This window comes from Shinella daejeonensis (assembly GCF_024281235.1).
GTDB lineage: Bacteria > Pseudomonadota > Alphaproteobacteria > Rhizobiales > Rhizobiaceae > Shinella > Shinella daejeonensis.
This window is the reverse complement of the sequence record NZ_JAHWXY010000001.1, coordinates 860,054-875,964: the sequence shown is the minus strand read 5'-3', so window position 1 is coordinate 875,964 and position 15,911 is coordinate 860,054. Positions and strand designations below refer to the sequence as shown.

At 64.9% G+C, this 15,911-nt stretch carries 15 protein-coding genes; 12 read left to right on the top strand and 3 right to left on the bottom strand.

The features are described 5' to 3' along the window. Nucleotides 1-4: 4 nt before the first annotated feature. Nucleotides 5-1,366, bottom strand: a complete 1,362-nt coding sequence (locus tag KYK29_RS04145; RefSeq protein ID WP_254689568.1) for an NAD(P)-dependent oxidoreductase — start codon at nucleotides 1,364-1,366, stop codon at nucleotides 5-7. A gap of 251 nt (nucleotides 1,367-1,617) precedes the next feature. Between KYK29_RS04145 and KYK29_RS04140 the strand changes: the two genes are divergently transcribed. The 9 genes from KYK29_RS04140 (at nucleotide 1,618) to KYK29_RS04100 (ending at nucleotide 11,750) form a co-directional block, all read left to right on the top strand. Continuing rightward, nucleotides 1,618-2,571 (top strand): sugar-binding transcriptional regulator, encoded by a 954-nt coding sequence (locus KYK29_RS04140; protein WP_254689567.1) that lies wholly within the window; start codon nucleotides 1,618-1,620, stop codon nucleotides 2,569-2,571. A 153-nt stretch (nucleotides 2,572-2,724) separates the two neighbouring features. Further along, nucleotides 2,725-4,035, top strand: a complete 1,311-nt coding sequence (locus KYK29_RS04135) for an ABC transporter substrate-binding protein (protein WP_254689566.1) — start codon at nucleotides 2,725-2,727, stop codon at nucleotides 4,033-4,035. Between the two features lie 203 nt (nucleotides 4,036-4,238). Next, entirely contained in the window at nucleotides 4,239-5,111 is an 873-nt protein-coding gene (locus KYK29_RS04130; protein WP_254689565.1) for a carbohydrate ABC transporter permease, read from the top strand. 15 nt (nucleotides 5,112-5,126) lie between these two features. Beyond that, nucleotides 5,127-5,951, top strand: coding sequence for a carbohydrate ABC transporter permease (locus KYK29_RS04125; protein ID WP_254689564.1), 825 nt, complete (start codon nucleotides 5,127-5,129; stop codon nucleotides 5,949-5,951). A gap of 40 nt (nucleotides 5,952-5,991) precedes the next feature. Continuing rightward, nucleotides 5,992-6,993, top strand: coding sequence for an ABC transporter ATP-binding protein (locus KYK29_RS04120; RefSeq protein WP_254689563.1), 1,002 nt, complete (start codon nucleotides 5,992-5,994; stop codon nucleotides 6,991-6,993). After that, nucleotides 6,990-7,763, top strand: a complete 774-nt coding sequence (locus tag KYK29_RS04115; RefSeq protein ID WP_254689562.1) for an L-iditol 2-dehydrogenase — start codon at nucleotides 6,990-6,992, stop codon at nucleotides 7,761-7,763. Before KYK29_RS04120 ends, KYK29_RS04115 begins: the two co-directional genes overlap by 4 nt. A 190-nt stretch (nucleotides 7,764-7,953) precedes the next feature. Then, nucleotides 7,954-9,438, top strand: a complete 1,485-nt coding sequence (locus KYK29_RS04110; RefSeq protein ID WP_254689561.1) for a mannitol dehydrogenase family protein — start codon at nucleotides 7,954-7,956, stop codon at nucleotides 9,436-9,438. A gap of 36 nt (nucleotides 9,439-9,474) precedes the next feature. Next, nucleotides 9,475-10,143, top strand: a complete 669-nt coding sequence (locus tag KYK29_RS04105) for an HAD family hydrolase (protein ID WP_254689560.1) — start codon at nucleotides 9,475-9,477, stop codon at nucleotides 10,141-10,143. Between the two features lie 23 nt (nucleotides 10,144-10,166). After that, entirely contained in the window at nucleotides 10,167-11,750 is a 1,584-nt protein-coding gene (locus KYK29_RS04100; protein WP_254689559.1) for an FGGY-family carbohydrate kinase, read from the top strand. 298 nt (nucleotides 11,751-12,048) lie between these two features. Here KYK29_RS04100 and KYK29_RS04095 read toward each other — a convergent pair whose 3' ends face one another. Beyond that, nucleotides 12,049-12,837, bottom strand: coding sequence for a response regulator (locus KYK29_RS04095; protein WP_254689558.1), 789 nt, complete (start codon nucleotides 12,835-12,837; stop codon nucleotides 12,049-12,051). Nucleotides 12,838-13,001: 164 nt separating this feature from the next. Between KYK29_RS04095 and KYK29_RS04090 the strand changes: the two genes are divergently transcribed. From KYK29_RS04090 to KYK29_RS04080, 3 genes are all read left to right on the top strand, one after another. Further along, nucleotides 13,002-13,184, top strand: coding sequence for a NepR family anti-sigma factor (locus KYK29_RS04090; RefSeq protein ID WP_254690100.1), 183 nt, complete (start codon nucleotides 13,002-13,004; stop codon nucleotides 13,182-13,184). 7 nt (nucleotides 13,185-13,191) lie between these two features. After that, nucleotides 13,192-13,746 (top strand): RNA polymerase sigma factor, encoded by a 555-nt coding sequence (locus KYK29_RS04085; protein WP_254690081.1) that lies wholly within the window; start codon nucleotides 13,192-13,194, stop codon nucleotides 13,744-13,746. Between the two features lie 67 nt (nucleotides 13,747-13,813). Next, nucleotides 13,814-15,328, top strand: coding sequence for a sensor histidine kinase (locus tag KYK29_RS04080; protein ID WP_254689557.1), 1,515 nt, complete (start codon nucleotides 13,814-13,816; stop codon nucleotides 15,326-15,328). Between the two features lie 21 nt (nucleotides 15,329-15,349). Here the strand turns inward: KYK29_RS04080 and KYK29_RS04075 are convergent, their stop codons facing one another. Then, entirely contained in the window at nucleotides 15,350-15,811 is a 462-nt protein-coding gene (locus KYK29_RS04075) for a hypothetical protein (protein ID WP_254689556.1), read from the bottom strand. Between the last annotated feature and the right edge of the window lie 100 nt (nucleotides 15,812-15,911).

The following is a 15,911-nucleotide window of genomic DNA, read 5'->3' as shown; positions in this document are numbered from 1 at the left end:
TCCCTCAGGCGACGGCCACGGCCTGCCGCGTGTCCGCGGTCAGCGCCCGGTTGATGGATTCGGCCGCATCGCGACCCTGTGCGACGGAGGTGACCGTCAGGTCTTCGCCGGCCCGCACGCAATCGCCGCCCGCCCAGACATTGGCCATGGAGGTGCGCCCGTCGGCATCGACGGCGATGCGGCCGCCGGTCATGGCGAGGCTGGCGAGACCCCCGGCCGCGAAGGTCTGGCCGATCGCCTTGAAGACCTGATCCGCCGCCAGAATGCCGATCTCGCCCGTTCCGGAAAGCCGGCCGTCGCGCAGTTCGGTATATTCCACCTCGACGCCGGCCACGCGGCCCTCGCGGGCGACGATGCGGCGCGGTTGCAGCCAGTGGCGGATCGTCACGCCCTTCGAGGTGGCCAGATCCTGCTCGAAGGGCGAAGCGTTCATATGCTCCTTGCCGCGGCGGTAGCAGATCGTCACGTCTTCCGCGCCGAGCAGTTTCGCCTGCACGGCGGCGTCGATGGCGGTCATGCCGCCGCCGATGACGACGACGCGCCGCCCGACGGGGATTTCAGCCTTGTCCTGCGCCTGACGCAGCCCGGCGATGAAATCGACCGCGTCGACCACGCCGGCCAGGTTTTCGCCCTCGACGTCGAGGCCGTTGACGCCGGCAAGGCCGATGCCGAGGAAGACGGCGTCGAAATTGGCCATCAGGTCGGAAAGCGTGAAGTCTCGCCCCAGCTTCACGCCGTGTTTGACCTCGATGCCGCCGATGGAGAGTACATAGTCGACCTCCCGTTGCGCGAAATCATCGACCGTCTTGTAGGTGGCGATGCCGTATTCATTGAGGCCGCCGGATTTTTCGCGTGCCTCGAGGATCACGACGTCATGGCCCTTCAGCGCGAGACGGTGGGCGCAGGCAAGCCCGGCCGGCCCCGCTCCGACCACCGCGACCGCCTTTCCGCTGCGTTCGGGACGCCTGTAGAACGGATGGCCGGCGGCAAGCGCCACATCGGTTGCATGGCGTTGCAGACGGCCGATCTCCACCGGACGGCTTTCGGCCGTGTTGCGCACGCAGGCCTGCTCGCACAGCGTTTCGGTGGGACAGACCCGGGCGCACATGCCGCCGAGGATGTTCTGATCGAAGATCGTCCTGGCGGAACCGAGCGGATTGCCGGTCGAGATCTGGCGGATGAACATCGGAATGTCGATGGCGGTGGGACAGGCCGTCACGCAGGGCGCATCATGGCAGAAGTAACAGCGGTCGGCGGCGACAAGGGCCTCGTGCCGGTCGAGGGGTGGGTGAAGATCGGAGAAGTTTCTCTCGTAATCGGCGGGCGCAAGCCGCCCTCCGTGGATCCCAGATTGCGTCGTTCCCATTTTTATCTCCCATTCGCGTGGGCTTTGAATGGGTGAACGGTAACCCAGCTTTATTTTTTTATCAAACGGTAAAATTTCGGGAAACGCCGGATTCTCAGGTGTTGCAGCGCAATAAACCCTGACGCGGCGCGTCATGTTTTTGCTCCGGACAACGGCCGGAGGGTCATCGGCCGGTCCGTTTGCCTGGCCTCGGGCGTTTGACAGAATGGCCGGTTTGATGGCAGCAGTTCGAACAAAGGGCGGGTCAGGTCATGGCGAAGCGGATGGAAGCCGGCGGGCGGCTGGATGATGCGGCAAGAGCCGGCTGGCTTTATTATGTCGCCGGCCGCACGCAGGACGAGATCGCCACGGCGATGGGGATTTCCCGTCAGTCGGCGCAGCGGCTGGTGTCGCTGGCGGTCGCCGAACGGCTGATCAAGGTGCGTCTCGATCATCCGATCGCCGCCTGTATGGAACTTGGCGAGGCCCTGCGCGAGCGGTTCGATCTTGTCCATGTGGACGTGGTGCCGGCCGATCCCGGCTCATCCTCGACGACGGTCGGCATCGCCGAGGCGGGCGCTGCGGAAATCGAGCGCTGGCTCAGGAAGACCGATCCGATCGTGCTGGCGGTCGGCACGGGGCGTACGCTCAAGGCCGCCATCGACCAGCTGCCGCCGATGGAATGCCCGCAGCACCGGATCCTGTCGCTGACCGGCAATATCGGTCCCGACGGTTCGGCCGCCTATTACAACGTCATCTTCTCCATGGCGGATGCGGTCAAGGCGCGGCATTATCCGATGCCGCTGCCAGTTCTCGTCTCCTCGGCCGAGGAGCGGGCGCTGCTGCATCGCCAGAGCCTCGTGCAATCCACCCTGAAGCTTGGACGCGAGGCGGACGCGGTCTTCGTCGGTATCGGCGAACTGGGGGCGGACGCACCGCTTTGCCTCGACGGTTTCCTCGATCCGCAGGAAATGGCGCGGCTGATGGACGAGGGGGCGGCGGGCGAGATCTGCGGCTGGATGTTCGATCGGGACGGCCGCTTGCTCGACGGCAGCATCAACGAACGTGTCGCCTCGGTGCCGTTGCCGTCCCGCGAGACGACGACGGTCGTGGGTCTTGCCAAGGGCGCGCGCAAATATGCGGCGCTGCTGGCGGCCTTGCGCGGTCGCATGATCAACGGTGTCATCACCGACGAGACGACCGCGCGCCACCTGCTGGCCGCCTGAGCGGCCTTTATCCCCGCAAATTTCCGAATGGATTCAAGTTGCAGGCTGCCACTTGTGCACCGCAGCATTGAATGACCGTTGACTCGCGCCATGGAAATGTGAGTAATTGCCCATGAGCGAAGCAAATGCTCATAACCTTCCGGGGAGGATACGATGAATTTGAGAACCCTAATGCTGGGCGCGAGCACGGCGGCTCTGCTTTGCGGTTTCGCCCATGCCGAGACGCTGACGATCGCCACGGTCAACAATGGCGACATGATCCGCATGCAGGGGCTGACGGACGACTTCACGACGAAGAATCCGGATATTCAGGTCGAGTGGGTCACGCTTGAGGAAAACGTGCTGCGCGAGCGCGTGACCACCGACATCGCGACGAAGGGCGGCCAGTACGACATCGTCACGATCGGCAACTACGAGGTCCCGATCTGGGCGAAGCAGGGCTGGCTGGTCGCGCTCGACGGGCTTGGCGACGATTACGATGTCGACGATCTGCTGCCGGCGATCCGCGGCGGCCTGTCGCTGGACGGCAAGCTCTATGCCGCGCCGTTCTACGGCGAATCCGCCATGATCATGTATCGCAAGGACCTGTTCGAGAAGGCCGGTCTCACCATGCCGGATTCCCCGACCTGGGAATTCATCGGCGAGGCCGCCCGCAAGATCACCGACCGCGATGCGGACGTCAACGGCATCTGCCTGCGCGGCAAGGCCGGCTGGGGCGAGAACATGGCGTTCCTCACCGCACTCGACAACTCCTTCGGAGGCCGCTGGTTCGACGAGAACTGGCAGCCGCAGTTCGACCAGCCGGAATGGAAGGCTTCCCTCCAGTTCTACGTCGACATGATGAAGGACGCCGGCCCGCAGGGCGCCTCCTCGAACGGCTTCAACGAGAACCTGACGCTGTTCCAGCAGGGCAAGTGCGGCATGTGGATCGACGCGACGGTCGCCGCCTCCTTCGTATCCAACCCGAACGACTCGACGGTCGCCGACAAGGTCGGTTACGCGATCTTCCCGGATACCGGCAACGGCAACCACGGCCATTGGCTGTGGTCGTGGAACCTCGCCGTTCCGGCAAGCTCGACCAAGGCCGAGGCCGCGCAGAAGTTCATTTCCTGGGCGACCGACAAGGCCTATACGGAACTCGTCGCCAGCAAGGAAGGCTGGGCGAACGTTCCTCCGGGCACGCGCACCTCGCTCTACAAGAACGCCGAGTACCAGAAGGCGGCTCCCTTCGCGGCGCCGACCCTTGCGGCGATGGACGCAGCCGACATCACCAAGCCCTCGGTCAAGCCGGTGCCCTATACGGGTGGCCAGTTTGTGGCGATCCCCGAGTTCCAGAGCCTCGGCACGACGGTGGGCCAGCTCTTCTCGGCGGTGCTTGCGGGCCAGTCTTCCGTGGATGACGCGCTTGCGCAGGCCCAGACGATCGCTGTGCGCGAGATGACACGCGCCGGTTACATCAAGTGATGCGAAAAGCCGGGGTGCGGCTATAATTCCTGCGGGGACCTCTTTTCTGCGAAGAGGAAAACAACAGGCCGCACCACGCGCCCCTCTCCCCGTTTTCGGGGAGAGGATGCCGGCGGGCAGGCAGGATGCGGGATTGCGCCCTGCCGAACGCAAAAGGGACTTGTGGCGGCCGGAGGTTCCGGCCAATCGGGAGGGGCCGTCTCATGGCGACGGAAAATACGCGTGGTCTGGCGCGGCTGATGCTGGCGCCGTCTGTGGTGTTGCTTTTGGTCTGGATGGTCGTGCCGCTGGCGATGACGCTGTGGTTCTCGTTCCAGAACTACAACCTCCTGAACCCGGCCAATGTCAGCTGGGCCGGGCTCTTCAACTATCAGTATTTCTATACCGATCCGGCGTTTTTCCAGTCGATCTGGAACACGCTTCTGATCGTCGGCGGGGTGCTGCTGATCACCGTGGTCGGCGGTATCGCCATCGCGTTGATGCTCGACCAGCCGATGTGGGGGCAGGGGATCGTGCGGATCATGATCATCTCGCCGTTCTTCGTCATGCCGCCGGTGGCCGCGCTCATCTGGAAGAACATGATCATGCATCCGGGATACGGGGTGCTGGCGGACATCAACCGGGCGCTCGGCTTCCAGCCGGTGGACTGGTTCGCGCAATATCCGCTGTTCTCGATCATCATCATCGTCGCCTGGCAGTGGCTGCCCTTCGCCACGCTGATCCTGCTCACGGCGCTGCAATCGCTTGACGGAGAGCAGGTGGAGGCGGCGGAAATGGACGGCGCGGGCGCCTTCAGCCGGTTCGTCTATCTGACGCTGCCGCATCTGGCGCGCGCCGTCACCGTGGTGATCCTGATCCAGACGATCTTTCTGCTCGGCGTCTATGCGGAAATTCTCGTCACCACCAATGGCGGGCCGGGCTACGCTTCGACCAACCTGCCGTTCCTGATCTACCGTACTGCGCTTCTCGGCTACGATGTCGGCGGCGCGTCGGCCGGCGGCATCATCGCCGTCATCCTCGCCAATGTCGTCGCCATCTTCCTGATGCGCGCCGTCGGCAAGAACCTCGACAAGTAAGGACAGGAGGAGATCATGGCCCGCGCCGTTTCAAACCGCCGCAAGACCATCGCGACGATCGTCGCCTGGCTCGTTGCGCTGATCATCTTCTTCCCGATCCTCTATACCGTCCTGACCTCGCTGAAGACGGAACCGGAGGCCATCCAGGGCTTCAGCCTCGTGCCGTCCTTCACGCTGGAAAGCTACGTGACGGTGCATACCCAGCGCGACTACTTCAAGCCCTTCATGAATTCGGTCGTGCTGTCGCTCGGCTCGACGCTGCTGGCGCTTCTGGTGGCCGTGCCGGCGGCCTGGTCGATGGCCTTCTCGCCGACCCGGCGCACCAAGGACATCCTGCTCTGGATGCTGTCGACCAAGATGATGCCGGCGGTGGCGGTGCTGGTGCCGATCTACCTGATCTTCCGCGACTTCGGCCTGCTGGACACGCGGATCGGCCTCACCATCATGCTGACGCTGATCAACCTGCCGATCGTCGTGTGGATGCTCTATACCTATTTCCGCGAAATCCCCGGCGAGATCCTGGAGGCGGCGCGGATGGACGGCGCTTCTCTCTGGGGCGAGATCGTCTATGTCCTGACGCCGATGGCCGTGCCGGGGATCGCCTCGACCATGCTGCTGAACATCATTCTTGCGTGGAACGAGGCCTTCTGGACGATCCGGCTGACGACGACCAACGCCGCGCCGCTGACGGCCTTCATCACGTCATTCTCCAGCCCGCAGGGGCTGTTCTGGGCGAAACTCTCGGCGGCCTCGACGCTTGCCATCGCGCCCATCCTGATCATGGGCTGGTTCAGCCAGAAACAACTTGTCCGCGGCCTCACCTTCGGCGCCGTGAAGTAAGACGAACGAAAGACCGGCCAAACGACCGGGGAGGGAACCCATGGGCAGGATCGTCCTGAAAAACGTCAACAAGAGCTTCGGCACCACACAGGTCATTCCGGGCATCGACCTCACGATCGAGGATGGAGAATTCGTGGTCTTCGTCGGCCCCTCGGGCTGCGGCAAGTCCACGCTGCTCCGCCTCATCGCGGGTCTTGAGGATACGACGGGCGGCACAATCGAGATCGACGGCAAGGATGTGACGAGCGCTGCTCCGGCCCGGCGGGGACTGGCCATGGTGTTCCAGTCCTACGCGCTCTATCCGCATATGTCGGTGAAGAACAATATCGCCTTTCCGCTGAAGATGGCCAAGGTGAGCCCCGAGGTGATCGACAGGAAGGTGACGGAGGCCGCCCGGGTGCTGAACCTCACCGACTATCTGGAGCGCCGGCCGGGACAACTGTCGGGCGGGCAGCGCCAGCGCGTGGCCATCGGCCGGGCGATCGTGCGCGAGCCGTCGGCCTTTCTCTTCGACGAGCCGCTGTCGAACCTCGATGCGGCGCTGCGTGGGACGATGCGGCTGGAAATCAGCGAATTGCACCAGAGCCTCAAGACCACGATGGTCTATGTCACGCACGACCAGGTGGAAGCCATGACGATGGCGAACAAGATCGTCGTGCTGAACGCCGGCAACATCGAGCAGGTCGGCTCGCCGCTCGATCTCTACAATCGGCCGGACAACCTGTTCGTGGCCGGCTTTATCGGGTCGCCGCGGATGAATTTCGTCAAGGGTGGTGCTGCCGAGCCCTTCGGCGCGCATACGGTCGGCATCCGGCCGGAGCACATCCGCCTGTCGAAGGAGAGCGGCCGCTGGAAAGGCACCGTCGGCGTCGCCGAGCATCTGGGCTCCGACACCTTCCTGCATGTCAACGCCGGGGAGATCGGCATCCTCACGGTGCGGGCGTCCGGCGATTTCACCGGCAGTCACGGCGATACCGTTTTCCTCGATCCCGAGGACAGCCGCATCCATCGCTTCGACGCCGCCGGAAAGGCGATCCGATGAAAAGGCTGGAAGGCAGGAGTGCGCTGATCACCGGTTCGGCGCGCGGCATCGGCCGGGCGTTCGCCGAGGCCTACGTGCGCGAGGGCGCGCGCGTCGCCATCGCCGACATCAATATCGAGCGGGCGCGCGCGAGCGCCGGTGAAATCGGCGCGGCCGCCTATGCGGTGGAAATGGATGTGACGCGGCAGGACTCCATCGACGCGGCGGTCGCGGCCTGCGTGGCCGAGGCCGGCGGCATCGACATCCTCGTCAACAATGCCGCGCTGTTCGATCTCGCGCCGATCGTCGAAATCACCCGCGAGAGCTACGAGCGGCTGTTCGCCATCAATGTGTCCGGTACGCTGTTCACCATGCAGGCCGTGGCGAAACAGATGATCGCGCAGGGCCGTGGCGGCAAGATCATCAACATGGCGAGCCAGGCCGGCCGGCGTGGCGAGGCGCTTGTGGCGGTCTACTGCGCCACCAAGGCCGCGGTGATCAGCCTCACCCAGTCGGCCGGGCTCAATCTGATCCGGCACGGCATCAATGTGAACGCCATCGCCCCCGGCGTGGTCGACGGCGAGCATTGGGACGGCGTCGACGCGCTTTTCGCCAGATATGAGAAGCGGCCGTCCGGCGAAAAGAAGAAGCTGGTCGGCGAGGCCGTTCCCTACGGTCGCATGGGGACGGCTGCGGATCTGACCGGCATGGCTGTCTTCCTCGCTTCCGCCGAGAGCGATTACATCGTCGCCCAGACCTACAATGTCGACGGCGGCAACTGGATGAGCTGATCCGCGCGGGCGCGCGGCGAGGCCATGACGACACCAGAGCGGGATGCGGAGAAATGGAGCGCGGTTTTCCGCCCGCATCCCGTTCTATCACTTTGGAATCGGTCGCGTTCATGAATTCCGGTCGAGCCGCCCCGAATTCATCGCGATCAAGGCAGGACCGGCCCTTGACCCGGTCCGGAAGGATTGGATCATGACCACGAAACTGTCGCTCGCCAACCTTGAGGATATTGCGCAGAAAGCGGGCGTTCCGGCCTATGACCGTTCCGCGCTCAGGGCCGGTATCGTGCATTTCGGCATCGGCAATTTCCATCGGGCGCATCAGGCGGTCTATCTCGACGATCTATTCAACCTCGGCGAAGATCACGACTGGGCCATCGTGGGCGCCGGTGTCCTGCCGTCGGACGCGGCGATGCGCGACAAGCTGACGGCCCAGGACCTGCTGACCACGGTGGTCGAGCAGGACAACAACCGCAGCGGCGCGCGCATCACCGGGGCGATGATCGGCTATCTCCAGCCGGGCGACGTGGCGGCGATCGTCGGACAGCTTTCCGACCCGGCGATCCGCATCGTCTCCCTGACGATCACCGAGGGCGGTTATTTCATCGATCCTGCCTCGGGGGTCTTCAATCCGGCCCATCCGGCGATCGTCGCCGACGCCGCCGCCCCGTCCGCGCCGAAGACGGTTTTCGGCCTCATCGCCGCCGGGCTCAAGGCCCGCAGAGACCAGGGCATCGCGCCCTTCACCGTCATGTCCTGCGACAATATTCCCGGCAACGGCGAGGTGACCCATGCGGCCGTGACGGGGCTTGCCCGCCTGTCCGACCCCGCACTTGCCGACTGGATCGATGCGAATGTCGCCTTTCCGAACGGCATGGTCGACCGCATCACTCCGGCCACGGGCGAACGGGAAATCGGCATCGTCGCCTCGCAATACGGCATCGATGATCAATGGCCGGTCTTCTGCGAGGAGTTCAAGCAGTGGGTTCTGGAAGACCGCTTCCCGCAGGGCCGGCCCGCGCTGGAAAAGGTCGGCGTGCAGTTCGTGCCGGACGTGGCTCCCTACGAGCACATGAAGATCCGCATCCTCAACGGCGGCCATGCGGCCATCGCCTATCCGGCGGCACTGCTCGACATCCATTTCGTGCATGAGGCGATGGAGGACGCGGATATCCGCGCCTTTCTCGCCAAGCTGGAGCATGAGGAGATCATTCCGGTCATTCCCCCGGTTCCCGATACCGATCTCGGCGACTATTTCGATCTGATCGAGCGGCGCTTTTCCAATCCGAAGATCGGCGACACCATTCCGCGGCTTGCCCAGGACGGTTCCAACCGGCAGCCGAAATTCATTCTGCCGTCGACCGCCGACCGGCTTTCCCGGGGCGAGGATGTCGTCGGCCTGGCGCTGGTCTCGGCGCTGTGGTGCCGCTATTCGGCCGGCACCACCGATAGCGGCAGGGCCATCGCTTTCAACGACGCCAACGCCGAACGGCTACAGGCGGCGGCGCTGAAGGCGCAGGACGATCCGGACGCCTTCCTCGCGCTTTCCGATATTTTCGGCGAGGTCGCGGGCTCCACCCTGTTCCGGCGGCGCTTCGCCCATGCCCTGCGCACGCTTTACGAAAAGGGAACGCGCGAGACCCTGAAGCTCTATATCGGCGGCGGACTGGCCGGATAGGAACCCGGCCGATCCGGGCGGCAACGGAGTGAGGGAATGGATGCGCGCACGACGGAACTGGTGATTTTCGACTGCGACGGCGTGCTGGTCGACAGCGAGCCGATTTCCGTCGCCGTGCTGGTCGAGGCGCTGGCGGCGGCCGGCGTGGAGATGAGCGAGGAGGAAGCCTATGAGCGCTTTCTCGGCCGCAGCCTCAAGAGCATGTCGGAAATCCTGCGCGACGAGCACGGGCTTTCCGTCGACGCGCGGTTCCTCGACAGGATGCGCCAGCGGCTCTACGAGCGCTTCCGCGCCGAGTTGAAGCCGATCGAGGGACTGGCCGAGACCGTCGATCGGCTGCCGGTCGCCTGTTGCGTCGCCTCGTCGAGCCAACCGGAGCGGATTCGCCTTTCCCTCACGGTCACGGGACTGCTGGCTCGCTTCGAGCCGCATATCTTCAGCGCCACCATGGTGACGCACGGCAAGCCCGCGCCCGACCTCTTCCTTCACGCCGCCGCCGCCATGGGCGCGCCGCCGGAACGTTGCGTCGTCGTGGAAGACAGTCCGGCCGGCATCGAGGCGGCAAAGGCGGCCGGCATGCGCGTCGTCGCCTTCGCCGGCGGGTCGCATGCCCGCAACGATCGCCATCGCGCGACGCTGCGCGCGCTTACTCCGGACGCCCTGTTTGACGACATGCGGGATTTGTTACAGTTTGTCGGCCGGTAACAGGGCGGCAGGAAAGACGATTGATGCGCGATCTGATCGTGGCGGTGGATATCGGCACAGCTAGCGCGCGGGCGGGGGTGTTCGACCGGGGCGGCGCGATGCTCGCGCGGGCGGATCGTCCCATCGCCATGCGCCGGCCGCGCGAAAATCATGCCGACCACGATTCCGAGGATATCTGGCGCGCCGTCTGCGCCTCGGTGCGCGAGGCCTGCGGGCTGGCCGGCGTGGCGGCGGGACGCGTGGCGGCGATCGGTTTCGACGCCACCTGCTCGCTCGTCGTGCGCGACCGGGCCGGCCGGCCGCTGGCCGTTTCCGAAGACGGCGACGAGCGCTGGGACACCATCGTCTGGCTTGATCATCGGGCGCTGGCGGAGGCCGATTTCTGCACGGCGACCCGGCACCCCGCCCTCCTTCATGCCGGCGAGGTCATGTCGCCCGAAATGCAGATGCCGAAGCTGATGTGGCTGAAGCGGAACCGACCGGAGCAATGGGCGCGGGCCGGCTATTTCTTCGATCTTGCGGATTTCGTGACCTGGCGGGCGACGGGTTCGCCCGCGAGATCGCGCTGCACCACCACGGCGAAATGGAACTATCTGGCGCATGAGGCGCAGCCTTGGAACGAAAGCTTCCTTGCGGCGATCGGGTTGTCCGATCTGACCGGGCGGGGCGGGCTGCCGACGGAGACGCTGCCGGCCGGCCGGCCGGTGGGGCGGCTGACCCGCGAAGCGGCGGCGGAACTCGGCCTCGATGACGGCGTGGTGGCCGGCGCCGGCCTCATCGATGCCTATGCGGGCGCGCTCGGCGTTCTCGGTCCCTATGCCGGCACGCCGGACGTATTGGAGCGCCAGTTCGCGCTGGTCGGCGGCACGTCGAGCTGCATCGTCGCGCTGTCGCGGCAGATGAAGCCGGGCTTCGGGCTCTGGGGCCCCTATTACGAAGCCGCGCTTCCCGGCTTCTGGCTGATGGAAGGCGGGCAATCGGCGGCGGGCGCGCTGCTCGATCATCTCGTGCGCGGCCACAGCGCCGGCGGCGAGCCGACTGCGGCCCGGCATGCGGAGATCGTGGCGCGGATCGCGGCGTTACGGCGGGAGGAGGGGGCGGCTTTCGCGGCGCGGCTGCACGTTCTCCCCGATTTCCACGGCAATCGCTCGCCGTTTGGCGATCCCCATGCGCTGGGCGTGATCAGCGGCCTGACGCTCGATGCCTCCTTCGACGGGCTCTGCCGGCTTTACTGGCGTAGCGCCATCGCCATCGCGCTTGGTATCCGTCATGTCCTTGAACAGTTCGAAGCCTGCGGCTATGCGCCCGAGGCGCTTCATCTGACCGGGGGGCACTTGCGTAACCCCCTCCTGACGGAACTCTACCGCGACGTCACGGGCCGTCCGCTCGTGGTGACGCATGAGGGCGATGGGATGCTGCTCGGAACGGCTATGACGGCGGCCGTCGCGGGTGGGCTCTATTCCGATCTCGCCGCTGCCGGAGCGGCGATGTATCCGGGCGGCCGGACGCTTTTTCCGGATCCCGGCCGCAAGGCCGGCTACGATCGCGACTACCGCCGCTTCCTCACGCTCCATCGCCATCGCCGCGAACTGGAGGCGATCAACTGAGGAACCGGGTGACGGACGGATCTCGAAGAATTTTATCGCAGCGGGAACAAAGCGCGGGCGGACGGGTTTTAAAGGTGTCGCGGCCAGCGCATTCCCCCGATGCGAGGCCCTCGGCCGCAGACATAACCACGATACCGTTCCCCCTCCGGTCCGTGGAATTGAAGACAGCCAGCGCTTCCCGGCGCTGGCTGTTTCGTTAGGCGAACGTCGAATTCTTCCTCGACGGGAGACAAAGGCGGCGGCGGCGAGGCCGAAGCCTGCCGCCGCCGACCGCCGCGCGGGGCTACCGGGAGGAGGGTCAGGCCGCCGCGTGGGTCTGGGGCGTGAAAAGCAGCGCCTGATTGATGAGGACCTTCACCTGCTCGGTGTTGAACGGCTTGGAGACGAGAAAAGCCGGTTCGGGGCACTCGCCTGTCAGCAGGCGCTCGGGATAGGCGGTGATGAAGATCACCGGGATATTGGTTCGCGACAGGATGGTGTTGACGGCGCTGATGCCGGAACTGCCATCCGCCAGTTTCACGTCGGCGAGCACCAGACCCGGATGACTGTGGGCCCAGAGGGCTTCGGCTTCGGCCTGCGTACGGGCGATGCCGGTGACCCGGTGGCCCATGCCGTTGACCATATGGGCGAGGTCCAGGGCGATCAGCGGCTCGTCCTCGATGATCATGATGCCGGTCTGCGCCTGCGCGGCGATTTCGGCGAAGGCGCCGTCGAGCAGGCCGCGGATCGTTGCCCCGTCGCTGTCCAGGATATGGGCGGTTTCCTCGACGCCAAAGCCCTCGACGGTGGCGAGAAGCAGGGCCTGGCGGCCGATGGGCGGCACGCCGGAAAGATCGAAGGGGGCTTCCCCGCCGGGGACGACCGCGCCGCGGGTCATCGAGATCGGAAAGGATGCGATGATACGGCTCAGCAGACCGAACAATACGGTCTTGTCATCGCCGTCCTGCGGCATCGCGCCCGGGTCGACGAGGATGGTCTCAAGCGTTGCGGCGACATAGGCATCGCCGGAAGACTGGGTGCCCGTCAGCGCGCGCGCGTAGCGACGGAGGGCCGGCAGATGCGGGCCGATACGGTCGGAAAGCGACATGATATGTTCCCTGTTTCATTATTCGATCGATTATTCTGGACGGGAAACGCCTGAGCCGATTTTCAGTTCCGGTTTAGGGAACTTTTTTTCCCTCCGCGCATTTCCGGCCGGAGCAATGCAGAAATCTGCGGTATAGTGAGGATGGTAGCCGGAAAGTGGCAAGCGTGAACAGAAAGAAGATGTCAGTGGCCGAGGACTCGGCGAAACCCAACGATCCAAACGCTCAGATTGCGTTAAGGCTAAAGAAATTCTACCAGTCCGCGCAAGAGGAAACTATTCCGCGGCGGTTTCTGGAACTTCTGGAAAAGCTGGATGCCGTTGAACGCGGCGCGCAACGGACCGAGTGAGGGGTTGATGGTTCAGGAGCAGACCAATTTCAAGCGGGAACTGCTTGCGGTTCTTCCCAGCCTTCGGGCTTTCGCCATATCGCTGACAGGACGGCATGACCAGGCGGACGATCTGGTGCAGGACACGATCATGAAGGCCTGGGCGAAGCAGGAACAGTTCGAAATGGGAACGAACATGAAGGCCTGGCTGTTCACCATCCTGCGCAACGAGCTTTACAGCAAGCTTCGCAAGCGTGGCCGCGAGGTGCAGGACAGCGACGGCGTCTTCACGGAAAATCTTGCCCAGCATCCGGCCCAATACGGGTCGATGGACATGCAGGATTTCAAGAAGGCGCTGGAAAAGCTGTCGGACGAACAGCGCGAGGCGATCATTCTGGTCGGGGCGTCGGGCTTTTCCTATGAAGAGGCGGCCGAAATCTGCGGTTGCGCGCTCGGTACGATCAAGAGCCGCGTCAATCGCGCCCGCCAGCGCTTGCAGGAACTGTTGCAAGTGGATGGCGAGAGCGATTACGGTCCCGATGCGGTTTCCGCCCCGGTCACGTCGCGGGCATTCGTTTCCTGAGCCGCGATCTGATCGAGGCCAGCCGGCAGAGCGTGAAGATGCGCGCGGAATTACCTACCGAAGGCTTATGGGAAAGAAAAACGCCATATCCTGGTCCGAGGTCGAGAGGACGCTGAATGCCCCCGACCGGCTTGCCGGACTGGAGGCGGCGTTGCCCGTACGGCCGGGGCCGGATCCGGATTTCGACGACATCGCCGCGCTTGCGGCGGAACAGTTCGAGGTTCCGCTCGCGCTCGTCACGGTGCTCGGTCCCGAGGATCAATGGTTTCTCGCCCGCGTCGGCACAAGCGATATAAGGGCGCCGTCGCGCGATTCCTTTTGCGTGCGGATGCTTGCTGCATCCGGCCAGCGGCCGCTTGCTGTCGGGGACGCCACGCTGCATCCGGGATTTTCGCATCTTCCGGGCGTGATCGACGCGCCGCATCTGCGCTTTTATGCCGGTGCACCCATCCTGATGGATGGCCAGGCGGTGGGAACCGTCTGCGTTTTCGATACCGAACCGCGCGATGTTCCTCCGCCGGCCGCCCTTGAGCGGCTGGTCCGGCTTGCGGCGCTTGCGGCGTCGCTGTTGCGGCTGAAGGAGGAAGCCCGTCGCCGTGCGCAGGCCGTCGAGGTCTCCCGGCAGGAAGGACAACGGCATGTGCTGGCGCTCGATGCGGCCAATGTCGCAAGCTGGCAGTGGGATCTGTCGACCGGCTACGTTTCCGGCAACGAGACCTTCTATCGCATGCTCGGCGTGCCGGCCGCGCGGCCGATGAAGGCGCGACGCTTCTTCACGGCCGTGCATGCGGCCAACCGGAAGGTGACGATGGAGCGGCTGCGTGAAGCGCTGGCCAGCGGACAGGAATATGACGGCCTGTTCCAGGCGGCGAAGACCGGCCGGTGGCTGCTGGCGCGCGGCCGGGTGCATGAATGGGATGCGACCGGCCGGCCAACCCTGTTCGTCGGTGTCAATATCGATGTGACCGACGCCCAGCTTGCCTCGCAGCGCACGCGGCTCCTGTTGCGGGAACTGAACCACCGGGTGAAGAACACGCTCGCCATGCTCCAGTCGCTGGCCCGCCAGACCCTGCGCCAGACCAGCGATCCGGTCGAGTTCATGACCGCCTTTGCGGGACGCCTGCAATCGCTCTCGGACGCCCATGCCCTGCTCAGCGATCACGAGTGGGGCGTGATCCACCTCAAGATCCTTCTGCACAAGCAGCTTTATCCCTATGTGACCGACTACGAAAAACAGGTGGAAATCCACAAGGACGAGGTCGAACTCGGGCCGGATCAGGCCGTGGGCCTCGGGCTGGTGCTGCATGAACTGGTCACCAATGCCCGCAAGTACGGATCGCTTTCGCGCGCCGAGGGCAAGGTGGTGATCACCGCCCGGGTCATTGCCGAGGATGGCCAGCGCGTCTTGAACATGACCTGGCACGAAATCGGCGGGCCGCCGGTTCTGCCGCCGAAGCATCGCGGTTTCGGCTCGATCCTGATCGAGCGTAGCCTCGACAAGATTCTCGGCAGCGTGGTGCATGTGGAATATCTGCCCCAGGGCCTGACCGCCGTGGTGCGGCTGCCGCTGGGGCCGATCTGACCGCCCTGCGCTGCCGGTTTCTTAATCCCCGCCGGATCGGCGGCGCGATTTCGGTGCGAGCAGGAAGCCGATCGCCAGCGCCAGGCCGGTCGCCGCCAGCGGCTTGCGCCCGGTCAGCGCCGCCGCCGTGGCGAGAAGATCGCGCCGGTTGTCGAGCCGTTCCCGGCGCAGGCGGGCCAGTTCCCGCTCGCGGCGGTTGGCGGCTGCCAGAACACCGTAAACGATCAGCGCCAGCACGACAAAGCCGCCGGCAAGGCCGAATAGCGCAGGCACTGCCCCGTAGCGCTCGGCAAGCAGGATGCAACCTGCGACGACGGCCAGCACGTAGGCGGTGAGGATCATCAGGCCGATCAGCGCGAAGGCGATCGCATTGCGCCTTGCGACCGCGACCGTTTCCTCGACGCGATCGCCGACCCGGGTGAAGAGATTTTGAAAGAGAACGGCCGCCAGTGACAGCATCGCGATGAAACTCCGCCTGTTCATGCGGGATGCCTGACGCATCCCGCGCGGTTTCGTGTTTTCGGCTTCGCCTCGGCGTTGCCTGAGCTTTTCGGCTTCGCCTCAGCGTTGCTTGGGTTTTTCG